Annotated in this window: 18 protein-coding genes; 7 read left to right on the top strand and 11 right to left on the bottom strand. The window is 64.6% G+C overall.

Features of this window, described 5'->3' with window-relative positions:
* Window positions 1–29 precede the first annotated feature (29 nt).
* On the bottom strand, window positions 30–1406 hold the full coding sequence (gene purB, locus V5735_RS08300) for an adenylosuccinate lyase (protein WP_423745933.1): 1377 nt from the start codon (window positions 1404–1406) through the stop codon (window positions 30–32).
* Window positions 1407–1573: 167 nt separating this feature from the next.
* Here purB and purH point away from each other — a divergent pair, with 167 nt between their 5' ends.
* Window positions 1574–3190: a bifunctional phosphoribosylaminoimidazolecarboxamide formyltransferase/IMP cyclohydrolase gene (gene purH / locus V5735_RS08295; RefSeq protein WP_423745932.1), complete on the top strand. Its 1617-nt coding sequence runs from the start codon at window positions 1574–1576 to the stop codon at window positions 3188–3190.
* 87 nt (window positions 3191–3277) lie between these two features.
* On the opposite strand, the gene V5735_RS08290 is transcribed toward purH, so the two are convergent.
* The gene (locus V5735_RS08290; protein ID WP_423745931.1) at window positions 3278–3745 is read right to left on the bottom strand and encodes a hypothetical protein; all 468 of its coding nucleotides are present in this window, start codon (window positions 3743–3745) and stop codon (window positions 3278–3280) included.
* A 281-nt stretch (window positions 3746–4026) separates the two neighbouring features.
* Here V5735_RS08290 and V5735_RS08285 point away from each other — a divergent pair, with 281 nt between their 5' ends.
* Window positions 4027–4293, top strand: coding sequence for a zinc ribbon domain-containing protein (locus V5735_RS08285; protein ID WP_423745930.1), 267 nt, complete (start codon window positions 4027–4029; stop codon window positions 4291–4293).
* A 34-nt stretch (window positions 4294–4327) separates the two neighbouring features.
* Here the strand turns inward: V5735_RS08285 and V5735_RS08280 are convergent, their stop codons facing one another.
* On the bottom strand, window positions 4328–5128 hold the full coding sequence (locus V5735_RS08280) for an alpha/beta fold hydrolase (protein WP_423745929.1): 801 nt from the start codon (window positions 5126–5128) through the stop codon (window positions 4328–4330).
* A 126-nt stretch (window positions 5129–5254) separates the two neighbouring features.
* On the opposite strand from V5735_RS08280, the gene V5735_RS08275 reads away from it, so the two are divergent.
* Together V5735_RS08275 and folP are read left to right on the top strand one after the other, a co-directional pair.
* On the top strand, window positions 5255–5782 hold the full coding sequence (locus tag V5735_RS08275; RefSeq protein WP_423745928.1) for an SHOCT domain-containing protein: 528 nt from the start codon (window positions 5255–5257) through the stop codon (window positions 5780–5782).
* 75 nt (window positions 5783–5857) lie between these two features.
* On the top strand, window positions 5858–8308 hold the full coding sequence (gene folP, locus V5735_RS08270; RefSeq protein WP_423745927.1) for a dihydropteroate synthase: 2451 nt from the start codon (window positions 5858–5860) through the stop codon (window positions 8306–8308).
* Window positions 8309–8317: 9 nt separating this feature from the next.
* Here the strand turns inward: folP and V5735_RS08265 are convergent, their stop codons facing one another.
* The 7 genes from V5735_RS08265 to V5735_RS08235 all read right to left on the bottom strand — a co-directional run bounded on the left by V5735_RS08265 (window position 8318) and on the right by V5735_RS08235 (window position 13037).
* Window positions 8318–9127 carry an ABC transporter permease gene (locus V5735_RS08265; RefSeq protein WP_423745926.1) on the bottom strand — a complete coding sequence of 270 codons (810 nt, stop codon included), beginning with the start codon at window positions 9125–9127 and terminating at the stop codon, window positions 8318–8320.
* Window positions 9124–9795, bottom strand: coding sequence for an ABC transporter ATP-binding protein (locus V5735_RS08260; RefSeq protein WP_423745925.1), 672 nt, complete (start codon window positions 9793–9795; stop codon window positions 9124–9126). The genes V5735_RS08265 and V5735_RS08260 overlap by 4 nt, the downstream gene beginning before the upstream one ends.
* A 193-nt stretch (window positions 9796–9988) precedes the next feature.
* Complete coding sequence (locus V5735_RS08255; RefSeq protein WP_423745924.1) at window positions 9989–11062, bottom strand: glycosyltransferase; 1074 nt, start codon at window positions 11060–11062, stop codon at window positions 9989–9991.
* An 84-nt stretch (window positions 11063–11146) separates the two neighbouring features.
* Complete coding sequence (locus V5735_RS08250) at window positions 11147–11746, bottom strand: DUF7344 domain-containing protein (RefSeq protein WP_423745923.1); 600 nt, start codon at window positions 11744–11746, stop codon at window positions 11147–11149.
* A gap of 306 nt (window positions 11747–12052) precedes the next feature.
* Window positions 12053–12550, bottom strand: a complete 498-nt coding sequence (locus tag V5735_RS08245; protein WP_423745922.1) for a hypothetical protein — start codon at window positions 12548–12550, stop codon at window positions 12053–12055.
* A gap of 84 nt (window positions 12551–12634) precedes the next feature.
* Window positions 12635–12829 (bottom strand): hypothetical protein, encoded by a 195-nt coding sequence (locus V5735_RS08240; protein ID WP_423745921.1) that lies wholly within the window; start codon window positions 12827–12829, stop codon window positions 12635–12637.
* 4 nt (window positions 12830–12833) lie between these two features.
* The gene (locus V5735_RS08235; RefSeq protein WP_423745920.1) at window positions 12834–13037 is read right to left on the bottom strand and encodes a HalOD1 output domain-containing protein; all 204 of its coding nucleotides are present in this window, start codon (window positions 13035–13037) and stop codon (window positions 12834–12836) included.
* Between the two features lie 307 nt (window positions 13038–13344).
* Here V5735_RS08235 and V5735_RS08230 point away from each other — a divergent pair, with 307 nt between their 5' ends.
* On the top strand, window positions 13345–15150 hold the full coding sequence (locus tag V5735_RS08230) for a S9 family peptidase (protein ID WP_423745919.1): 1806 nt from the start codon (window positions 13345–13347) through the stop codon (window positions 15148–15150).
* An 18-nt stretch (window positions 15151–15168) separates the two neighbouring features.
* Here V5735_RS08230 and V5735_RS08225 read toward each other — a convergent pair whose 3' ends face one another.
* Window positions 15169–15672: an N-acetyltransferase family protein gene (locus tag V5735_RS08225; protein ID WP_423745918.1), complete on the bottom strand. Its 504-nt coding sequence runs from the start codon at window positions 15670–15672 to the stop codon at window positions 15169–15171.
* A gap of 121 nt (window positions 15673–15793) precedes the next feature.
* Here V5735_RS08225 and V5735_RS08220 point away from each other — a divergent pair, with 121 nt between their 5' ends.
* Together V5735_RS08220 and V5735_RS08215 are read left to right on the top strand one after the other, a co-directional pair.
* Entirely contained in the window at window positions 15794–16738 is a 945-nt protein-coding gene (locus tag V5735_RS08220) for an ABC transporter ATP-binding protein (RefSeq protein ID WP_007979421.1), read from the top strand.
* The gene (locus V5735_RS08215) at window positions 16735–17568 is read left to right on the top strand and encodes an ABC transporter permease subunit (protein ID WP_423745917.1); all 834 of its coding nucleotides are present in this window, start codon (window positions 16735–16737) and stop codon (window positions 17566–17568) included. Before V5735_RS08220 ends, V5735_RS08215 begins: the two co-directional genes overlap by 4 nt.
* The last annotated feature ends 34 nt before the right edge of the window (window positions 17569–17602 follow it).

The following is a 17602-nucleotide window of genomic DNA, read 5'->3' as shown; positions in this document are numbered from 1 at the left end:
CGGTTTGGGCTGGCTGGGCTGGCGAGCGCTCAGTCGAGGTCGTCCGCGAGGTCGGCGGCGATGCCGGTGTAGCCGGTGGGCGTCAGCGCGTGCAGTTCCTCGCGCACGTCCTCGTCCACGTCGAGTTCGTCGAAGAGGTCGCGGAAGTCGTCGAGCGTGACGCGCTTCCCGCGGGTGAGCGCCTTGACACGCTCGTAGGCGTCGCCGTGGCCTTCGCGCCGGAGAATCGTCTGGACCGCCTCGCCGATGATTTCGGGCGTGGATTCGAGTTCCTCTCGCATGACCTCCTCGTTGGGGACGACTTTTCCGAGACCGTCTTGGGCTTTGGTGTAGCCGAGGAGGCAGTAGGCGAACGCCGACCCGATGTTCCGCTTGACGGTCGAATCGGAGAGGTCGCGTTGGAGTCGGGAGGTAGTGATGTAGTCGCCGAGGAACGTGAGGTCCGAGTTGGCCTTCGAGAGGTTGCCCTCCGAGTTCTCGAAGTCGATGGGGTTGACCTTGTGGGGCATGGTCGAACTGCCGGTTTCGCTCTCGGTCGCCAGTTGCCCGAGGTAGCGGTCGCTGACGTAGAGCCAGACGTCGCGGTCCATGTCGAGGAGAATCGTGTTAGCGCGGCGAAGCGCGTCGAACAGTTCCGCGAGGTCGTCGCACGGGTTCACTTGGGTGGCGAGCGCGGTGTGGGAGAGGCCGAGGTTCGTCACGAACTCGCGGGAAAAGGCTCGCCAGTCCACGTCGGGGTACGCCGCGACGTGAGCCGCGTAGGTGCCGCTCGCGCCCGCAAGCTTGCCCGAGAGCGATTCCGCGGCGCGTTCGATTTCTCCGACCGCTCGGCCGAGGCGCGCGGCGTAGACGGCCATCTCCTTGCCGAACGTCGTCGGCGTGGCCGGTTGCCCATGGGTCCGGGCGAGCATCGGCACGTCGCGGTACTCGTGGGCCATGTCGGCCAACTCGTCGCGGACGGCGGCGAGTTCGGGGAGCAGAACCTCCTCGACGGCGGGTTTGGCGAGCAGGCGGTGGGCGAGGTTGTTCACGTCCTCGCTCGTCAGCGCGAAGTGAATCCACGACCCGAGGTCCAGTCCGTCGGGGAGCGAGCGGCGGACGAAGTATTCGACCGCCTTCACGTCGTGATTCGTCGCGGGGTAGTCCTCGTAGCCCTCCGTTTCGAGTGCCTTGACGATTTCCGCGTCCTCGGCGTCGAACTCCTCGTAGACGGCCCTGAGTTCGTCGCGGTCGTCCGCCGCGATGTCGAAGGGGGTCACGTCGAGGTCGGACAGCGCGATGAGATATTCTATTTCGACTCGCACGCGGGCACGCATGAGCGCGGCCTCGCTCGCGTAGTCGCGGAGCGGCGCGGTTCGACCGGCGTAGCGCCCGTCTACCGGCGAGACGGCGTATAGGGAATCCATACCTGTGCCTGCCGTTCGGTTCGGCAAAAGCGTGTCGGTCCGGTGACGCACAAGTGTGCATACAAAACGGAAAAATAACGATTCGCCTCCGAAATATATACACGATATTGTATAGAATTCGTCGGTGGACCGCAACTACTTTGCCCCCGCCGGTCGGTCTCTCTCGTATGACAGGGATTGCGGGTATGGCCGGGAACCGTGGTCGAAACCTCATGCACATCGCGGACCTCGCGCCGGGCGGGGCGGAACTGGCGGTCGTCCTCACCAACAGCGCGGACGCGCCGGTGCTGGACGAAGCCGAAAAGCGCGGGATTCCCACGGAAGTCGTCGAACAGGGCGACGACGAATCGCGGCAGGACCACGAGCGCCGCGTCCTCGACGCGCTCGCGGATTACGAGTTCGACCTCGTGTGCCTCGACGGCTACATGCGAATCCTCACGGACGAGTTTTTGGACGACGCGCCGACGACGCTCAACGTCCACCCGTCCTTGCTCCCTTCGTTCCCCGGCATGGACGCGTGGGGCGACGCATTGGACGCGGGCGTGAGCACGACCGGTTGCACGGTTCACGTCGTCACCGACGCGACGGACGACGCGGGCGAGGTGGACCGCTCGAAGGTCGACAACGGCCCGATCGTCACGCAGGAACCGATTCCGGTGTACGAGGGCGACGACGAGGAGACGCTGAAGGAGCGCGTCCTCTACCAAGGCGAGTTCAAGGCGTATCCGCGTGCGGTGCGCTGGTTCGCTGAGGGGGACGTCGACGTCGATTTCGACGCGAACGAGGTCCACGTCGAGGCGGATACGGACGAGGAACTCCCCGCTCGAAAGGTCGAGACCTTCGACCGCACCGCCAGCCTCCGGTACGGGGAGAACCCGCACCAGGACGCCGCGCTCTACGCCAACGCGACGTGCGAGGAGGCCAGCGTCGTCCACGCCGAGCAGTTGAACGAGGGCGCGAAGGCGCTGTCGTACAACAACTACAACGACGCCGACGGCGCGCTGAACCTCATCAAGGAGTTCGACCGCCCCGCCTGCGCGGTTATCAAACACACCAACCCCGCCGGATGTGCCGTCGCCGACTCGCTCGCCGAGGCCTACGAGCGCGCCCTCTCGACGGACGCGAAGAGCGCGTTCGGCGGCATCGTCGCGCTGAACCGCGAGTGCGACGACGCCACCGCGACCCAAATCGTGGACTCGTTCAAGGAAGTCGTCGTCGCGCCGGGCTACACCGACGACGCGCTGGCGACGCTGTGCGAGAAGAAGAACCTCCGCGTGCTGGAGGTCTCCGAACTCGGTGAAATCACGGAAACCCACACCGAGAAGGACCTCGTGGGCGGCCGACTCGTCCAAGAGCGCGACATGCAGGCCCCGACCCGCGAGGACCTCGACGTCGTGACCGAGCGCGAACCGACCGACGAGCAACTCGACGCCCTGCTCTTCGCGTGGCAGACCATCAAACACGTCAAATCCAACGCCATCCTGTTCGCCACGGGCACCGAGACGGTCGGCGTCGGCGCGGGACAGGTCAGCCGCGTGGACGCGGTGCAAATCGCGAAGATGAAGGCCGACCGCGACGCCGAGGGCAAGGACGCCGACGGCGCGGTCATGGCGAGCGACGCCTTCTTCCCGTTCCCGGACGCCATCGAGGAGGCCGCCGAAGCGGGCATCGAGGCGGTCATCCAACCCGGCGGGTCGGTGAACGACGACGACGTTATCGAGGCCGCGAACGAGCACGACATGGCGATGGTGTTCACCGGGAGTCGGTGTTTCAGACACGACTGAAAGGAGCGTCTGAAATACGTCCGAGTTTACTCTGACGGTGTTTTCGTCACGATTGAACGACCGAAGCGCCACGATTGAACGGACTGGTTACGGTTCCGCGCCGTCGAGCCACGTGTGAACCCGACGAGCGACCGCATCGGGGTCGGCGGTGCTGGTGTTGATGACTGTGATGTCTTGAGCGGCACCCTGTTCCCGATACCATCGGTTGACGTCGAGAAAGGTGTCGATGGTGTTCGGGGCCATCGACCGCTCGCCCAATCGTTCTTCGAGGTCGGAGTCGTCGCAAACGAGCGCACAGCGTTCGATACTCGAAAAATAGCGCGTCTCGGGGCTGTCAGAGAGGTCGTGCGGGTGGACACCGCCGACGAAGAGCGCCTGCTCGTCGGCCGCGTGGAGCATCATGCAGATGCGGAAATCGAGGTCGCAGATGGCCGCCCACGAAAGGTTTCCGTTCGTCAAATCGATGTGCAGGTCGCCCTCGTAAATCGACGGCGAGATTGTACCGTCCAGTACACCCGCGGTCGTGGATTTTCCGACGCCCGGCGCTCCTTCCAACGTGTACAGCGGGAGGTACCGAAACCGAAACCGTTTATCACACTCCGGACACTCGGCGGTCGCATATCCATCCGCCGAACCGAGGACCCGTTTCTCGACGTCGGCATTTCTGCACCGTGGACAGAAGTGTAACATCTGTCCTTCAGATTGGTAGTCTGAGATAAAAGCGTGTGGTAACCGTGACAAAGCGACCCACTGAGGAGCCGATTTCACCCGACGATGCTCCGGCGGGTCGCCCGTATCGCGGGAAAACTTATGCCGCCAGTTATCAACTACCCTCCATGAAACTCGAAGCCGAACACGGCGTCTATCTCGCGCTCGCGGCCGTCGTCTGCGTTTTCTTCGTCCTGTTCGCCTTCATGGGTCCCGTCGGGTGGATTCTCGACGTTCTCCTCGTCCTCGCGGTCATCAAACTGGCCGATTGGAGCGGGCTGTTTCCGGGACCGCCCGAACGACCGCCGAAACGGAACTGCTCCGAGTGCGGCGCTCGGAACGCCTCGGACGCCGATTCGTGCGAGTACTGCGGCGAACCGCTGTCCGACGCCTGAATTCGACGGGCGAAATAGGAAGTCGTGCTCGGGTTCACAGGGATTCAACGAACTCCCGGAGTCGGCGGTTGAACCGCTCGGGTTCCTCCACCGTGATGCAGTGGCCGCTCTCCTCGAACAGTTCGAACTCGGCGTTCGGGAGGCGGTCCGCGACGTCCCGGACGGCCGCGACGGTTCGCCACTTTTCGTCGGCACCGGCGCAGACGAGGGTCGGGACCTCGATGTCGGGGAGAACGTCGCGGTAGTCGCGCATCGTGTAATCGAACAGAATCGCGCTCTTGATGGGCGACGGCGTGCGCGATACCTCGTCGAAGACCAGCGCCCTCGTCTCGGGGGACGGCGGCTCCGCGAACGCCGCTTCGACGAGTCCCTCGATGAACGCGGCGTGGTCCGTCTGGACGAATTCGAGCGTTTCCGTGAGCCGTGCCAAGTCGCTTTTCCCGTGGTCGTAGTAGTCCCACTGAAACGCGGACGCGGACATGTCCACGTCCACGAGGCCCCGAACTCGGTCGGTCCCGAACCGGTCGACGTACTCCCACGCGACCAGCGCGCCCATCGACCACCCGACGAGAACCGCGTCGTCGAGGTCCCGCAGGTCGAGGAAGGCGTCCACGTCGCTGGCGTACTGGCCCACCGTGTGCCCTGTTTCCGTCTTCTCGGAGCGGCCGTGCCCCCGGTAATCGAGCGCGACGGTCCGGTAGCCGTCCGAGAGGTCCCCCAGTTGGTGCGTGAAGAACCGAACCCCGGTCATCACGCCGGGGAGGAAGACGAGCGGCGTTCCAGTTCCATCGTCCTCGAAATACAGGTCGGCTCCGTTGCACTGTTCGTACGGCATGACGGGTGGTGTACGCCGCGAACGGGCAAAAACACCGCCGTCGAACTCGTCGCGGCGGACCCTCGCCACCCCGCTCGCGGGCGGCGGAAGGTGAGTTAAAGTGGTCCCCGAACAAAGCTCCACGCGATGAGCGCGCTCTCCAGCACGAAGGTCAAGACGCTGTTCGCGGGGTTCGTGTTCTCGCTCGTCCTCCTCGTCGGAATCGCCGTCGTCGGCGTGTTCGGTACCCTCGCCGCCCTCGGGGGGTCGGCGTACGCGAACACGCCGCTCGTCTTCGCGGTGTTCAACGCCGCGTTCCCGTACGTCGTGGCGTTCCTGCTGGACGCCCTCCTCGCCGCCGCGCTGTTCGTCTGGATGGTTTCGAGCGCGGTGCGGCAGGCTTCGATGCCGCGAAGCGAACGGCTCGCCGGACTCGCTCGAATCGCCGAACGACTGTCCCCGGAGGCCCGCGACGTCGGACTCTCGGAACGCCTCGAACCGACGAAAGAGGATCGGATGGACGAGCTGAAAGATCGATACGTCGCGGGCGAAATCGACGAGGACGAGTTCGAACGGCGGATGATGCGACTGATGGACGAGAACGAGGACGGGGGTCGCGCTTCGGCCCGACGGAGTTACGAGCGGACGACGCGCGAGTTCGAACGTGAGTTCTGACCGGTCGGCGTGCCGATCGGTTCGACGCCCTCCGACTCCGACAATCTAAAGCGCACGGCTTCTGTCCTCACAGACATGGACTACCACGAGGCGGCGAACTTTCTTTTCGACTTGCGGCGGTTCCGTCCGAAGCCGGGGACGGACTCCACCGCGGACCTCCTCGCGCACCTCGGCGACCCGCACGACGGGGTTCGGTTCGTGCAGGTCGCGGGGTCGAACGGCAAGGGCAGCACGGCCCGGATGACGGAGCAAGTCCTCCGCGAAGCGGGACTGTCGGTCGGGCTGTACACGTCGCCGCACTTCGACGACGTTCGTGAGCGAATCACGGTCGACGGGCGTACAATCACCGAGGCGGCGATGGTCGAGTACGTCGAAGCCGTCTCGGAGTACGTGACCGAACGGGCGACCCACGGCAACTCGCCGACGTTCTTCGAGGGGATGACCGCGCTGGCGCTCTGGTACTTCGGACGCGAGGACGTGGACGTCGCCGTCCTCGAAGTCGGCATCGGCGGGCGGTACGACGCGACGAGCGTCGTGGACCCCGTCGCCTCGGCGGTCACCAGCGTCACGCTCGAACACACGGGCATCATCGGCGAGACGGTCGAGGAAATCGCCACGGACAAGGCGCACGTCGCGCCAGAGGACGCGCCCCTCGTCACCGGCGCGACGGGGGACGCCCTCGACGCGGTTCGAAAACAGGCGGGCGACGTGCTCGTCGTCGGCGACGGCGAGGACAGCGACGTGCGGGCGACCTACGAAGGACGGACGAATCACACCGAGGCGGCCATCTCGCTGTCGGGTCCGGACTGGTCCCTCGAAACCTCGATTCCGCTGCTCGGCGAGTATCAGGCCCAAAACGCGGGGATCGCCGCGGTGCTCGCCCGGCAGGTCGCCGACGTGACCGACACCGACCTCGCCCGCGGGCTTCGAAAGGGATTCTGGCCCGGCCGGTTCGAAGTGATGGGGACGGACCCGCTCGTCGCGCTTGACGGGGCGCACAACCCCGGTGCGTGTGCCGCCCTCGCCGACACCATCGCGGAGTTCGATTACGACGACCTCCACTTCGTTTTCGGCGCGATGCACGACAAGGACGTCGAAGGGATGGCGAACGCACTCCCGACGCCCGATCACGTCGTCGCCACCCACGCGAACATCGACCGCGCGGAGGACGAAGCGGTCATCGCGCGGGTGTTCGAGGACAGCGGCGTGGAGCACGTCGAACGAATCCGCTCGGTCGAGAGCGCGCTCGAGAGCGCGCTCGCGGCGGCCGACGAGGACGATTTCGTCCTCGTCGTCGGGTCGCTGTTCGCCGTGGCGGAGGCGCGGACCCGTTGGACGCGGGCCGAGATTCCGAAGCAAATCGCCGATATGGACGACGCGCGCGAGGCGCTGGAAACCACCCACGTGGCGCATACCGAGAGCGTCAGAACCCGCGGGAAAGCGGTTCACCGCGTCGTCAAAACCCGCGTCCAGACCCGACAGGCACGGCGCATCAAAGAGGAGATGCTCGCCCTCGGCGGCGAGTGTGCTCGCTCCGGACTCAAAGACCGGGACGACGAGAACATCGACGTGCTGTTGATGGGCACGCTGACCCAGTACAGACGGCTCGCGGAGGCGCTCGACGACGGACCATACGGTCTGTCGCTCTTCGCCGACGACCTCCGGGAGACGCTCGGTATCCGGCGGTCGGACGCCGACGGGGACGGAGACGGCCGCGACCACGGCTACCCGTGGGAGGGTCGAACCGCCGTGATGGGTATCCTCAACGTGACGCCGGACAGCTTCTACGACGGCGGGCAGTACGAGGCACGCGAGGACGCCATCGACCGCGCGAAGCGGATGGTCGAGGCGGGAGCGGACGTCATCGACATCGGCGGCGAGAGCACGCGCCCCGGCGCGGAGGAAGTATCGAACGCGGAGGAGATAGAACGCATCGTTCCCGTCATCGAGCGAATCGGCGACCTCGATGCGATGATTTCCGTCGATACTCGCAAGGCCGAAGTCGCCCGCGCCGCGCTGGAAGCGGGCGCGGACATTCTGAACGACGTATCCGGGTTGGAGGACCCCGAGATGCGCTTCGTCGCGGCGGAGTACGACGCGCCGTTGGTCGTCATGCACAGCCTCGACGCGCCGGTGGTTCCGGAGCACACGGTCGAATACGACGACGTAGTCGAGGACGTCATCGCGGAACTGGAAGAGCGCGTCCTGCTCGCCGAGAAGGCCGGACTCGACCGAAGCAAGATAATCGTCGACCCCGGACTCGGCTTCGGCAAGGCCCCCGCGGAGAGTTTCGAACTCCTCGGTCGGACGGGCGAACTGCACGCGCTCGAGTGTCCCGTCCTCATCGGCCACTCGCACAAATCCATGTTCGAACCCATCTCGGGCGAGGACCGAACGGCCGCGACGGTCGCCGGGACGACCATCGCCGCCGAACGCGGGGCGGACATCGTTCGAGTGCACGACGTGCCGGAGAACGTCGCCGCCGTCCGCGCCGTCGAGGCGGCCAACGCGGACCGCAAGGAGTAGACGGCGACGCTATCCCGCGCTCGGCTCTCCCCCGTCGAACGGTTTCAGCTGTTCGGCCTCGGTGAACGCGTAGCGACCGACGAGCAGGGTGCTCGCCATGCTCGTCAGTCCCCCGGCGGCGAACAGCATCGCCATGATGACGAACTGGTACTCCGCGGCATAGATGGGGTTCGCGCCCGCCAGAATCATCCCGGACATCATGCCGGGGATGTAGACGAGTCCGAGGCTCTTCAGCGACTCCACCATCGGAATCAGCGACGCCCGCACGCTCGTCGTCACGTACTCGGAGACGACGTTCTCCGGGGCGACGCCCAGCGCGAGGACGGCCTCGATTTCCGCGCGGTTCGATTCTATCTCTCCCTTGAACCGGTCGAGCGCGAGCGAGTTGGTCTTCATGGCGTTCGCGATGACCATCCCGCCGACCGGTATCAGGTTCCGGACGGTCGCCTCTATCGCGCCCGCGGCGACCATCGTGACGATGACGAGTCCCGACCCGAACGCGATGCCGACGAGCGAGACGCGGAAGACGCCCGGAACGCCCTCGCCGCGGTCCTTCGAAATCCACGCGGCGATTCCCATCATCGCCACGAGCACCAGCCCGCTCCACGCGAGGCTCACCGAGAAGAGCACGCCGATGACTGACCCCATCGCTATCACCTGCACGAACCCGCGGACGAACGACCGCCCGAGTTCCGTTTCGAGGTCGAGGTTTCGGACCGCCGAGACGACGAGGACGACGAGCGCCAACGCCGACGCGACGGCGACCTGTCCGAGTCCCCGGAGCACGTCCGGGTTTCCGAACTGGTCGAAAAAGCTCACGCCATCACCTCCGACACGGTTCCGACCGATTCGAGCCGCCCGTCTTCGAGCAGCGCCACGCGGTCCGCCAGCCGACGCGCTTGTGACTCGTCGTGTGTGACGAGGACCGTCGTCAGGTCGGTCTCGCGGACGAGTCCTTCGAGGAGCGCTTCGACCCGTTCCTCGGACGACGAATCGAGGCTCGACGTCGGCTCGTCGAGTAGGAGCACCTCGGGTTCGGTGACGAGCGTCCGAGCGATGGCGACGCGCTGTGCCTCGCCGCCCGACAGGTCCGCCACGTCCCGGTCGGCGTAGCCGTCGAGGTTCATCCGTCCCAGCAATTCTTCGACGGTTCCGTCCGCGACCGTCTCGCCGCGAAGCCGCGGGCCGATGGTCACGTTCTCGAAGACCGTCCCGTCCCGCAGCGCGGGCGACTGGGGGACGATGCCGATTCGGCGACGGACTTCCCGGGGCGGAAGGTCGCGGTAATCCGTCCCGTCGAGAAACACGGTTCCGTCGGTCGGTTCGTCGAGCCGGTTGAGGAGCCGAAGGAGCGAGGATTTCCCCGACCCGGATGGACCGAGCACCGCGAGTACGTCCCCCTCGGATACCGAGATGGAAACGCCATCGACGATTCGGTCCCCGCCGACGACTCGCGTGAGTCGTTCGGTTTCGAGTTTGGTCGCCATGCGTTGTCCGCCGGTACGGGTGGCATCGGTTTGAATTCTCCTCCGGAGGGTATCGATATCGGATATACCCATCGTCACCGCTCCGACTCCAACAGTAGTCGGTAGTACGGGTTTCGTTCACTCTGTAGACCGTCACCGACGGAGCACGGCGTTCCTCGCCCGTATCGACGGCCTCTCGCGGACGAAGCTGACTCTAGAAGAATCCGAACGAATCCTGCACGTCGCGGTAACAGTCGAGATACCGCTCCAACACGGGGTCGTTGTCGTAGCGCTCGAACTCCTCGTTTTCCGTCATCCGCGGGAGGTCGGCGGCCGCCCGAAGCGCGTCGGTGAGTTCCTGCTCGCTCGTCGTTCGGAAGGTGCGTTCTTCCTGTTCGACCAACTCGTGGGCGCTCGATTCGACGTGATATTCGACGACACCCGCACAGCCACACGCCAGCGCGCGCAACAGGTCCGTCGGGAACGCCTCGCGCCGCGCGGTCTGGACGTAGACGTGCGCGCCGCGAAACACCGGAATCCGTTTCTCGACCGGCTGTGCCCCCGTGAACTCCACGCGGTCGTCGATTCGGAGGTCGGCGGCCTGTCGCTCGTACCCCTCGCGTTCGGGGCCGTCGCCGATGATGACGGCGTGCCAGCCCTTATCGCGGAGTTCGGCCAGCGCCAGAAAGAGGCTCTCGACGTTGGCGTCCTCGTCGAGGCGGCGCGAGTAGACGATGTTGGCACCGTCGACCACCCGCGCGTCCCGGATGGCGTCCATGTCGATGCTGTTCGGAATCACCCGCACGTCGCCGCCGTCCGCTCCTAACTCCCGGACGCGGGTCCGTATCGTCTCGGACGGTGTGATAACTTCGTCCGGTGCCCGCGCCGCCATCCGGAGCGACTTCGAGGTGCTCTCGATTTCAGACGGCGACTCGTACCAGTCCACGACGAGCGGTGCGCGCGCGAGTTTGCTCGCCGTCTTCGCCGCGAGGACGTGTTTCGGAACCGCGGCCGCGTGGATCACGTCGGGTTTCGAACGACGGAGCGCGCCGGGGAGCGAGAGCGCGAAGCGCCGCGACGGACTCTGCCCCGGCGGGTCGGTCGTCACCGCGTTATACACCACCCCGTCCTGTTCGAACGTTTCGTGGTCGCCGTCCCACCACTGGGCACAGAAGACCGTGACGTCGTGGCCGCGATTCGCGAGCAGTTCTGCGAGACGTCTAAGTCGGCGGGTTCTCCCCGTGTCATCGTGTTGAGCCGTCACTTCTGCGACGAACGCGACGCGCATACTCCTCGCCACGAAACGAGAAAGTAAAAGTCTTCTTTCATCTGCGCGCCGATAGTGAAAATCCCCTGAACGGTCGCCGAGGATTCACAGGAACCGGCCGTCGTCGCCGAACTCGACGGCGAGGTCCGGGGTCGCACCCTGAAACCGCTGCTGCCAACAGTGACGGTCGTAGAAGTGCGCCGTGGCTGTCATGCCGAACGCGACGAGGACGAAGGTCGCGAGTTGGAACCCCGAAGCGGGGACGAGTTCGAACCATCCGAGCGCGAGCAATAGCGCGCCGACCGCCGAGAGCGCGACGTACAGTTTGTGCCACGGAACCGTCGTCTGGGAGTCCGTCGCGAGATACAACTCGAAATCCCGTGCGCCGTCGGTAAACGACACCTGCTTCGAATCCCGGTCGTAGCTGACGATACCGATGTTCTCCAACTTCGGAAGATGGGTCTGATACAGCGCGCTGTACACCGATTTTCTCTGTTCCGGGGACACCTCCTCCCGAGAAATGTTGTTCTCCCACGCCGCTATCTGTTCGGCGAGTTCTCCCAACTCGACGGAACCGCGCTGCCGGTTGAGCGAGTAGAGAACGTAGCGCCTGCGTAGGTTCTTCACCGCGTCGTACACCTCCTGTTCTGAGAACGCCCGCGACCGTGCCCGGTCGGTGCGCTCCCGTGTCTGTGTCGTATTCATTCCTCCCACCCTGTCGGTGCGTAGACGCCGAGATACCGCATAAATCAGCGACTCCGTTTACCCCGTATCGCTCGATGTCCCGATTTCGTAAACAGTTTATCGACTGACAAACGTGCGGCCGAACCCACCGGCGGCGACCGGACGCCGGACGATGCGGTTTCCGCGCTGCCAGCGACTCAATCGGCTGTTACTTGCTCGTTGGCGCGAACAAATCCGACCATTCCCGCACGGCGACCGCGCGGCGAATCGAGGTTTATCGCGGGTCGTCGTACCGTCGGGTCGTCGTTACGACATCGACGCACGCACTCACGCGACCGATTCGCCGCGGCATGTCTCCGTCGTCGTGTTCGCCGCGGTCGGGGGTTGCTTCGTCAGCATCGGCGTCGCGCGGTCGTCGTCGTACACCGTGACGTAGGTTATCGTGGTTTCGCTACCCTGCACCGGCACGGCGATGCGCGTGGTCCCGTTCAGCGGGCCGTACTCGAAGTACGACGTCGCAACGCCGTCCGGCGCGTACCACGTCGTTCCGATGCCGACGCGCTCGGCCGCGCCGTGAATCACGACCGTCGAGTTGTTGACGAACTCGACCTGTACCGTCTCGTTCGGCGTCTCCGTTCCCGCCCGTTCGTCGTGCGTCCCCGTTCGGTCGTGCGTCGTCGTTTTCGCTCGTTGCTCGTGTGTCATCGTCCCCGTCCGTTGACCGTCAGTTGCGTTTCCGTGCGTCGTGGCGACGACGCCACCGCTTCCGATGATACACAGGCAGGCGATAGCGACCGCGAGGACGCGTCGTTTCTCTGTTTGCATGGTATCCGCGCCTCTCACGCAGGGGTTTTTGTTATATACAGGCTACCCTATGGAAACGACAACTTTACCCCTCGAACGCCGCCATTACCGCTCTTCAGAATCGGAGGTGGGCTTCTGTAGACTCGTGATTTCGACCATTATGTCGGGGAGGTCATCGTTCGGGAGGCGGAACGTCCACGACCGGTCGAAATCGATTCCGTTCCGCGCGCTCGTTTCGAGCAGTTTTCCGAGTTCGTCCTCGAACTCGTCCACCGAGAGCAGTTCCGGTTCACCCTCCACGGTGTTAGCACCCGGTGCCGTCGGCGGTAAATCGTCGATTACCGTCGAACACTTGGATCGTTCCGGTCGTATCGATCCGCACCGTGCACCCGTGAAACGGGAACTGGACCTGTCCTATCTCCCCGATATCGTCTATATCGAACGAGCTAAAGAGGGATTCGAGCGCGTCGCAGTCGAGCGTCTCTTGGAGTGGCGGCATCTCCTCCATCGGCGTCCCAGTAACCTCCGAAACGGCCGCGCTGACAGCAACGACGACACTGTCGGTTTCAGTGCTATCGAATGAGAATTTCCGTATCAAATCGGAGTCACTGTGAGAATTTTGAGATGTCGTATCCATACTATATCACGAAACGTACTACAAATCAAGCTATCGGTCGTCCAAAGTCTGTGCCTTTGTATCTCCATTCTTTAAGTACGATGAGGTGTATTTTATCTTTTAATTGCAAGTTGTTCACTAACGTCGGGTGGTATCGACGACCAAAGCTCTATCCCGTCAGCGGGAAAACCGACCGACGATGACATCCTACGATTTCGAACGCTATCTGAACGTTCGAAGCGCGTACGGCGCGTCGTTCGGCCCGACGGGGGAGCGTCTGAGTTTCCTGTTGAACACGACCGGCGTCCCGCAGGTGTGGCAGTTGGACGCCCCCCGCACGTGGCCCCAGCAATCGACGTTCTACGACGAGCGCGTGACGTTCGTCTCGTGGTCCCCCGAGCGCGACGAACTTGCCTTCGGGATGGACGAGGGCGGAAACGAACGCCAGCAACTGTTCCGTCTCGACGGCGACGGCGAAACCATCACTCCCCTCACGGCGATGCCCGACGCGAAACACAGATGGGGTGGTTGGAACTCCGACGGGTCGCAGTTCGCGTTCGCGTCGAACCGGCGGGACAACGCCGTCTTCGACGTGTACGTACAGGACCGCACGGGGACCGGAGACGACGCCGAGATGGTGTACGAGGGCGACGGGTGGCTCTCGCTCGCCGGATGGGGTCCCGACGACGACCGCCTCGTCGTGGTCGAATCCCACTCCTCGTTCGACCGGGACCTGTACGTCCTCGACATCGAATCCGGCGACATCGAACACGTCACGCCGCACGAGGGGAACGTTCGGTATCAGGGCATCAACTGGGGGCCGGACGGCGACGCGCTCTACCTCGTCACCGACGAGGGGGCGGACACGATGTATCTCGCCCGCCTCGACCTCGACACCTACGATATCGAACTCGTCGAGGAGGGCGGGAGCTGGAACGTGGACGGCTGTGCGCTGGACGAGGACACGGGACGACTCGTCTATTCGCGCAACGAGGACGGGTACACGGAACTCACGGTCGGCGAGTTGACCGGCGAGACGACCATCCGCGAGTTCCCGACGCCCAACCTGCCGCACGGCATCGCGGGGGGCGTCAGTTTCGGCCCCGACGCGGAGCGATTCGCAATCTCCGTCACCGGCAGCGCGAGCACGACCAACGTCTACGTCGTCGAGACGGAAACGGGCGAGGCGGAGCGCTGGACCGACGCATCGACGGCGGGACTCCCGACTGACTCGTTCGTCCGCCCGAAACTCGTTCACTTCGAGAGCTTCGACGGCCGTTCGATTCCCGCGTTCTTCTCCGTGCCGGAGGACGCGAGCGCGGGCGAAACCCCCGTCATCGTGGACATCCACGGCGGTCCGGAGAGCCAGCGTCGTCCGTCGTTCAACCCGGTCAAACAGTACTTCCTGAACCGCGGGTACGCCTACTTCGAGCCGAACGTCCGCGGTTCGTCAGGCTACGGCACGGAGTACACCCATCTGGACGACGTCGAAAAGCGGATGGATTCGGTCGCCGACGTCGAGGCCGGTGTCGAGTGGTTACACGACCAGCGCGCCGTGGACCCCGACCGAATCGTCGCCATGGGCGGCTCCTACGGCGGGTTCATGGTCCTCGCGGCGCTGACGGAGTATCCCGACCTGTGGGCCGCCGGGGTGGACGTCGTCGGCATCGCCAACTTCGTCACGTTCCTCGAAAACACGGGCGACTGGCGGCGCGAACTCCGCGAGGCCGAGTACGGTTCGCTCGAAGACGACCGCGACTTCCTGGAGTCCATCAGTCCCATCAACAACATCCACGAAATCGAAGCGCCACTGCTCGTCCTCCACGGGGAGAACGACCCGCGCGTCCCCGTGGGCGAGGCCGAGCAGATAGCCGAGGAAGCCGCCGAACAGGGCGTCCCGGTCGAAAAGCTCGTCTTCCCCGACGAGGGCCACGGCTTCTCGAAACTGGAGAACCGCATCGAGGCGTACACAAAGACGGCCGAGTTCTTGGAGCGGTACGTCTAAGCGCGGTCGGATAGCCGTTCACAACTCCTTTTCGTACACGAACTCCGTCACGCCGAGCGCCGCATCGTCTCGCTCTTCGGTGCGCTCGAAGCCGCGGGACTCGTAGAATCCCACGCCGACCTCGTTGTCGGCGAGGACGGTCAATCGAAGTCGGTCGGCGTCCCGGTCTTCCAACCGCCGCTCGGCGCGGGTGAGCAAGCGGGTTCCCAGTCCCGACCCCCACTCGTCCGAAACGACGTAGATGCGCACGAGTTCGAAGGTCCCTCCCTCTTCTTCCTCCTCGGCGTCGCGCGCGACCTGGACGAACCCGACGAGTCGGTCGCGCTCGGCGACGAAGAACTCGTGGCTCGGTCGCCGCGCGCTCTCGCGGAGTCGGTCTGGGTCGTACCAGCGGTCGATGGTGTCGTCCACGGTCTCCGCCCCGATGATGTCGTCGTAGGCGGCGTGCCACGATTCGCGGGCGACGCGCCGAATACCGGCGGCGTCGGCGGGCCGCGCTGGACGGATTGCGGTCGATGTCATTCGGGAAGGACGGACGCCGCGATGCAAAATCCTTTCGCGTCACTGTCGCGTGATACCATTGAACACGTTGGTAGCTGTCAATCAGGAGAAAACTTTTGTGCACAGCATCGAAAGTCCCGCCATGGCCGCCATCGAAACGAAGTCCCTCACCAAGCGATTCGGCGATGTCGTCGCGGTTCGAAACCTCGACTTGACGGTCGAGGAGGGCGAAATATTCGGTTTCCTCGGTCCCAACGGAGCGGGGAAATCAACCACCATCAACATGCTGTTGGATTTCATGCGCCCCAGCGACGGAACGGCGACGGTCCTCGGCTACGACGCACAGGACGAATCCCGAACCATCCGCGACCGAATCGGCATTCTCCCCGACGGGTATCGGCTCTACGACCGGCTGACGGCGCGCGAACACCTCGAATTCGCCATCGATGCGAAGGACGCGACCAACGACCCAGCGGTGCTCATCGACCGCGTTGGGCTGTCACAGGAGGACGCCGACCGGAAGGTGGGCGGCTACTCGAAAGGGATGACACAGCGCCTCGCGTTGGCCGCCGCGCTGGTCGGCGACCCCGACCTCCTGATACTGGACGAACCCTCCTCGGGACTCGACCCGCACGGCATCGCGGAGATGCGCGAACTGCTCCGCGAGGAGGCCGACCGCGGCACGGCCGTGTTCTTCTCCAGCCACATCCTCTCCGAAGTCGATGCGGTCTGTGACCGCGTCGGAATCATGAACGACGGCGAGCTCGTCGCACAGAACACCGTCGAGCGACTTCGGGAACTGACCGGCTCCCGTTCGCAACTCCTCCTCTCCGTCGAGCGCGTGCCGACGGGCCTCGACCTGACCGCCATCGACGGCGTGTCCGAGGTGTCCGTCGAGGAGTCGATGCTCCGCGTGTCGTTTTCCGACCCCGTGACGAAACCGCAGGTCGTCAAGCGCGTGGACGCCGCGACGACCGTCACCGACATCAAATCGGAGGAAGCCTCGCTCGAAGAGCTGTTTACCACCTACACGACGGGTGACGAACCCGAGGACGAACCCGACGCTCGTATGGAGGTCACCGCATGAGTTGGATGTCGGTGGCGAGAAAGGATTTCATCGACTCCCGACGCTCGAAGGGCCTGTGGGCGCTCATCGGCCTGTACGTCGCGCTGCTCGCGCTCACGGTCTACGTCGCACCCTCGGACGTGAGCATGACGAACGTGCTCCGACTCCTCGCGCTCGTCGGCATCTTCATCATCCCCATCAGTGCGCTTATCATCGCCTATCTCGCCATCGCGGGCGAACGCGAGTCCGGGAGCATCAAATTCCTCCTCGGACTCCCGAACACGCGCCTCGACCTCGTTATCGGGAAGTTCGTCGGTCGGTCGGCCGTCGTCGCGGTCGGTCTCGCGTTAGCGTTCGTCATCGCGGCCGTCGAGGGGTCGATTCTCCTCGCATCGGTCGATATCGCGGTTCTCGCGCAGTTCTTCCTGTTGTTCCTCTTCTTCGCCGTGACGTACATCGCCATCGCGGTCGGTCTCTCGGCGGCGTGTGCGTCACGGTCGCGGGCGATGGCCAGTTCGGTCGGCGTCTTCTTCGTGTTCAACGTCCTCTGGACGGTCCCGGCGATTTCGCCGTCTCGGGCGCTTCGATTCCTCGCCGACGACACGCTCGGCGTGCACCTTTCCGCACAGATTTACGAGTTCGTCTACCTCGTCAGCCCGCCGTACGCGTTCCAACGCGCCGCGGACCTCGTGTTCACCGACCAGCAACTCTACTACTTCCGCGTCATCGGCCAGAACGCGACGGTGCCGTTCTTCCTGGAGAAGTGGTTCATGCTGGTCATCCTCGCCGCGTGGCTCGTCGTCCCGCTCGTTCTCGGTTACTGGCGGTTCGAGCGCGCGGACCTCGGCTGACCTATTATGCCATGATATGTCGTGCCAACATACT

It is taken from the genome of Haladaptatus sp. SPP-AMP-3 (assembly GCF_049568665.1).
GTDB lineage: Archaea > Halobacteriota > Halobacteria > Halobacteriales > Haladaptataceae > Haladaptatus > Haladaptatus paucihalophilus.
This window is presented reverse-complemented; position numbering and strand designations above follow the sequence as displayed.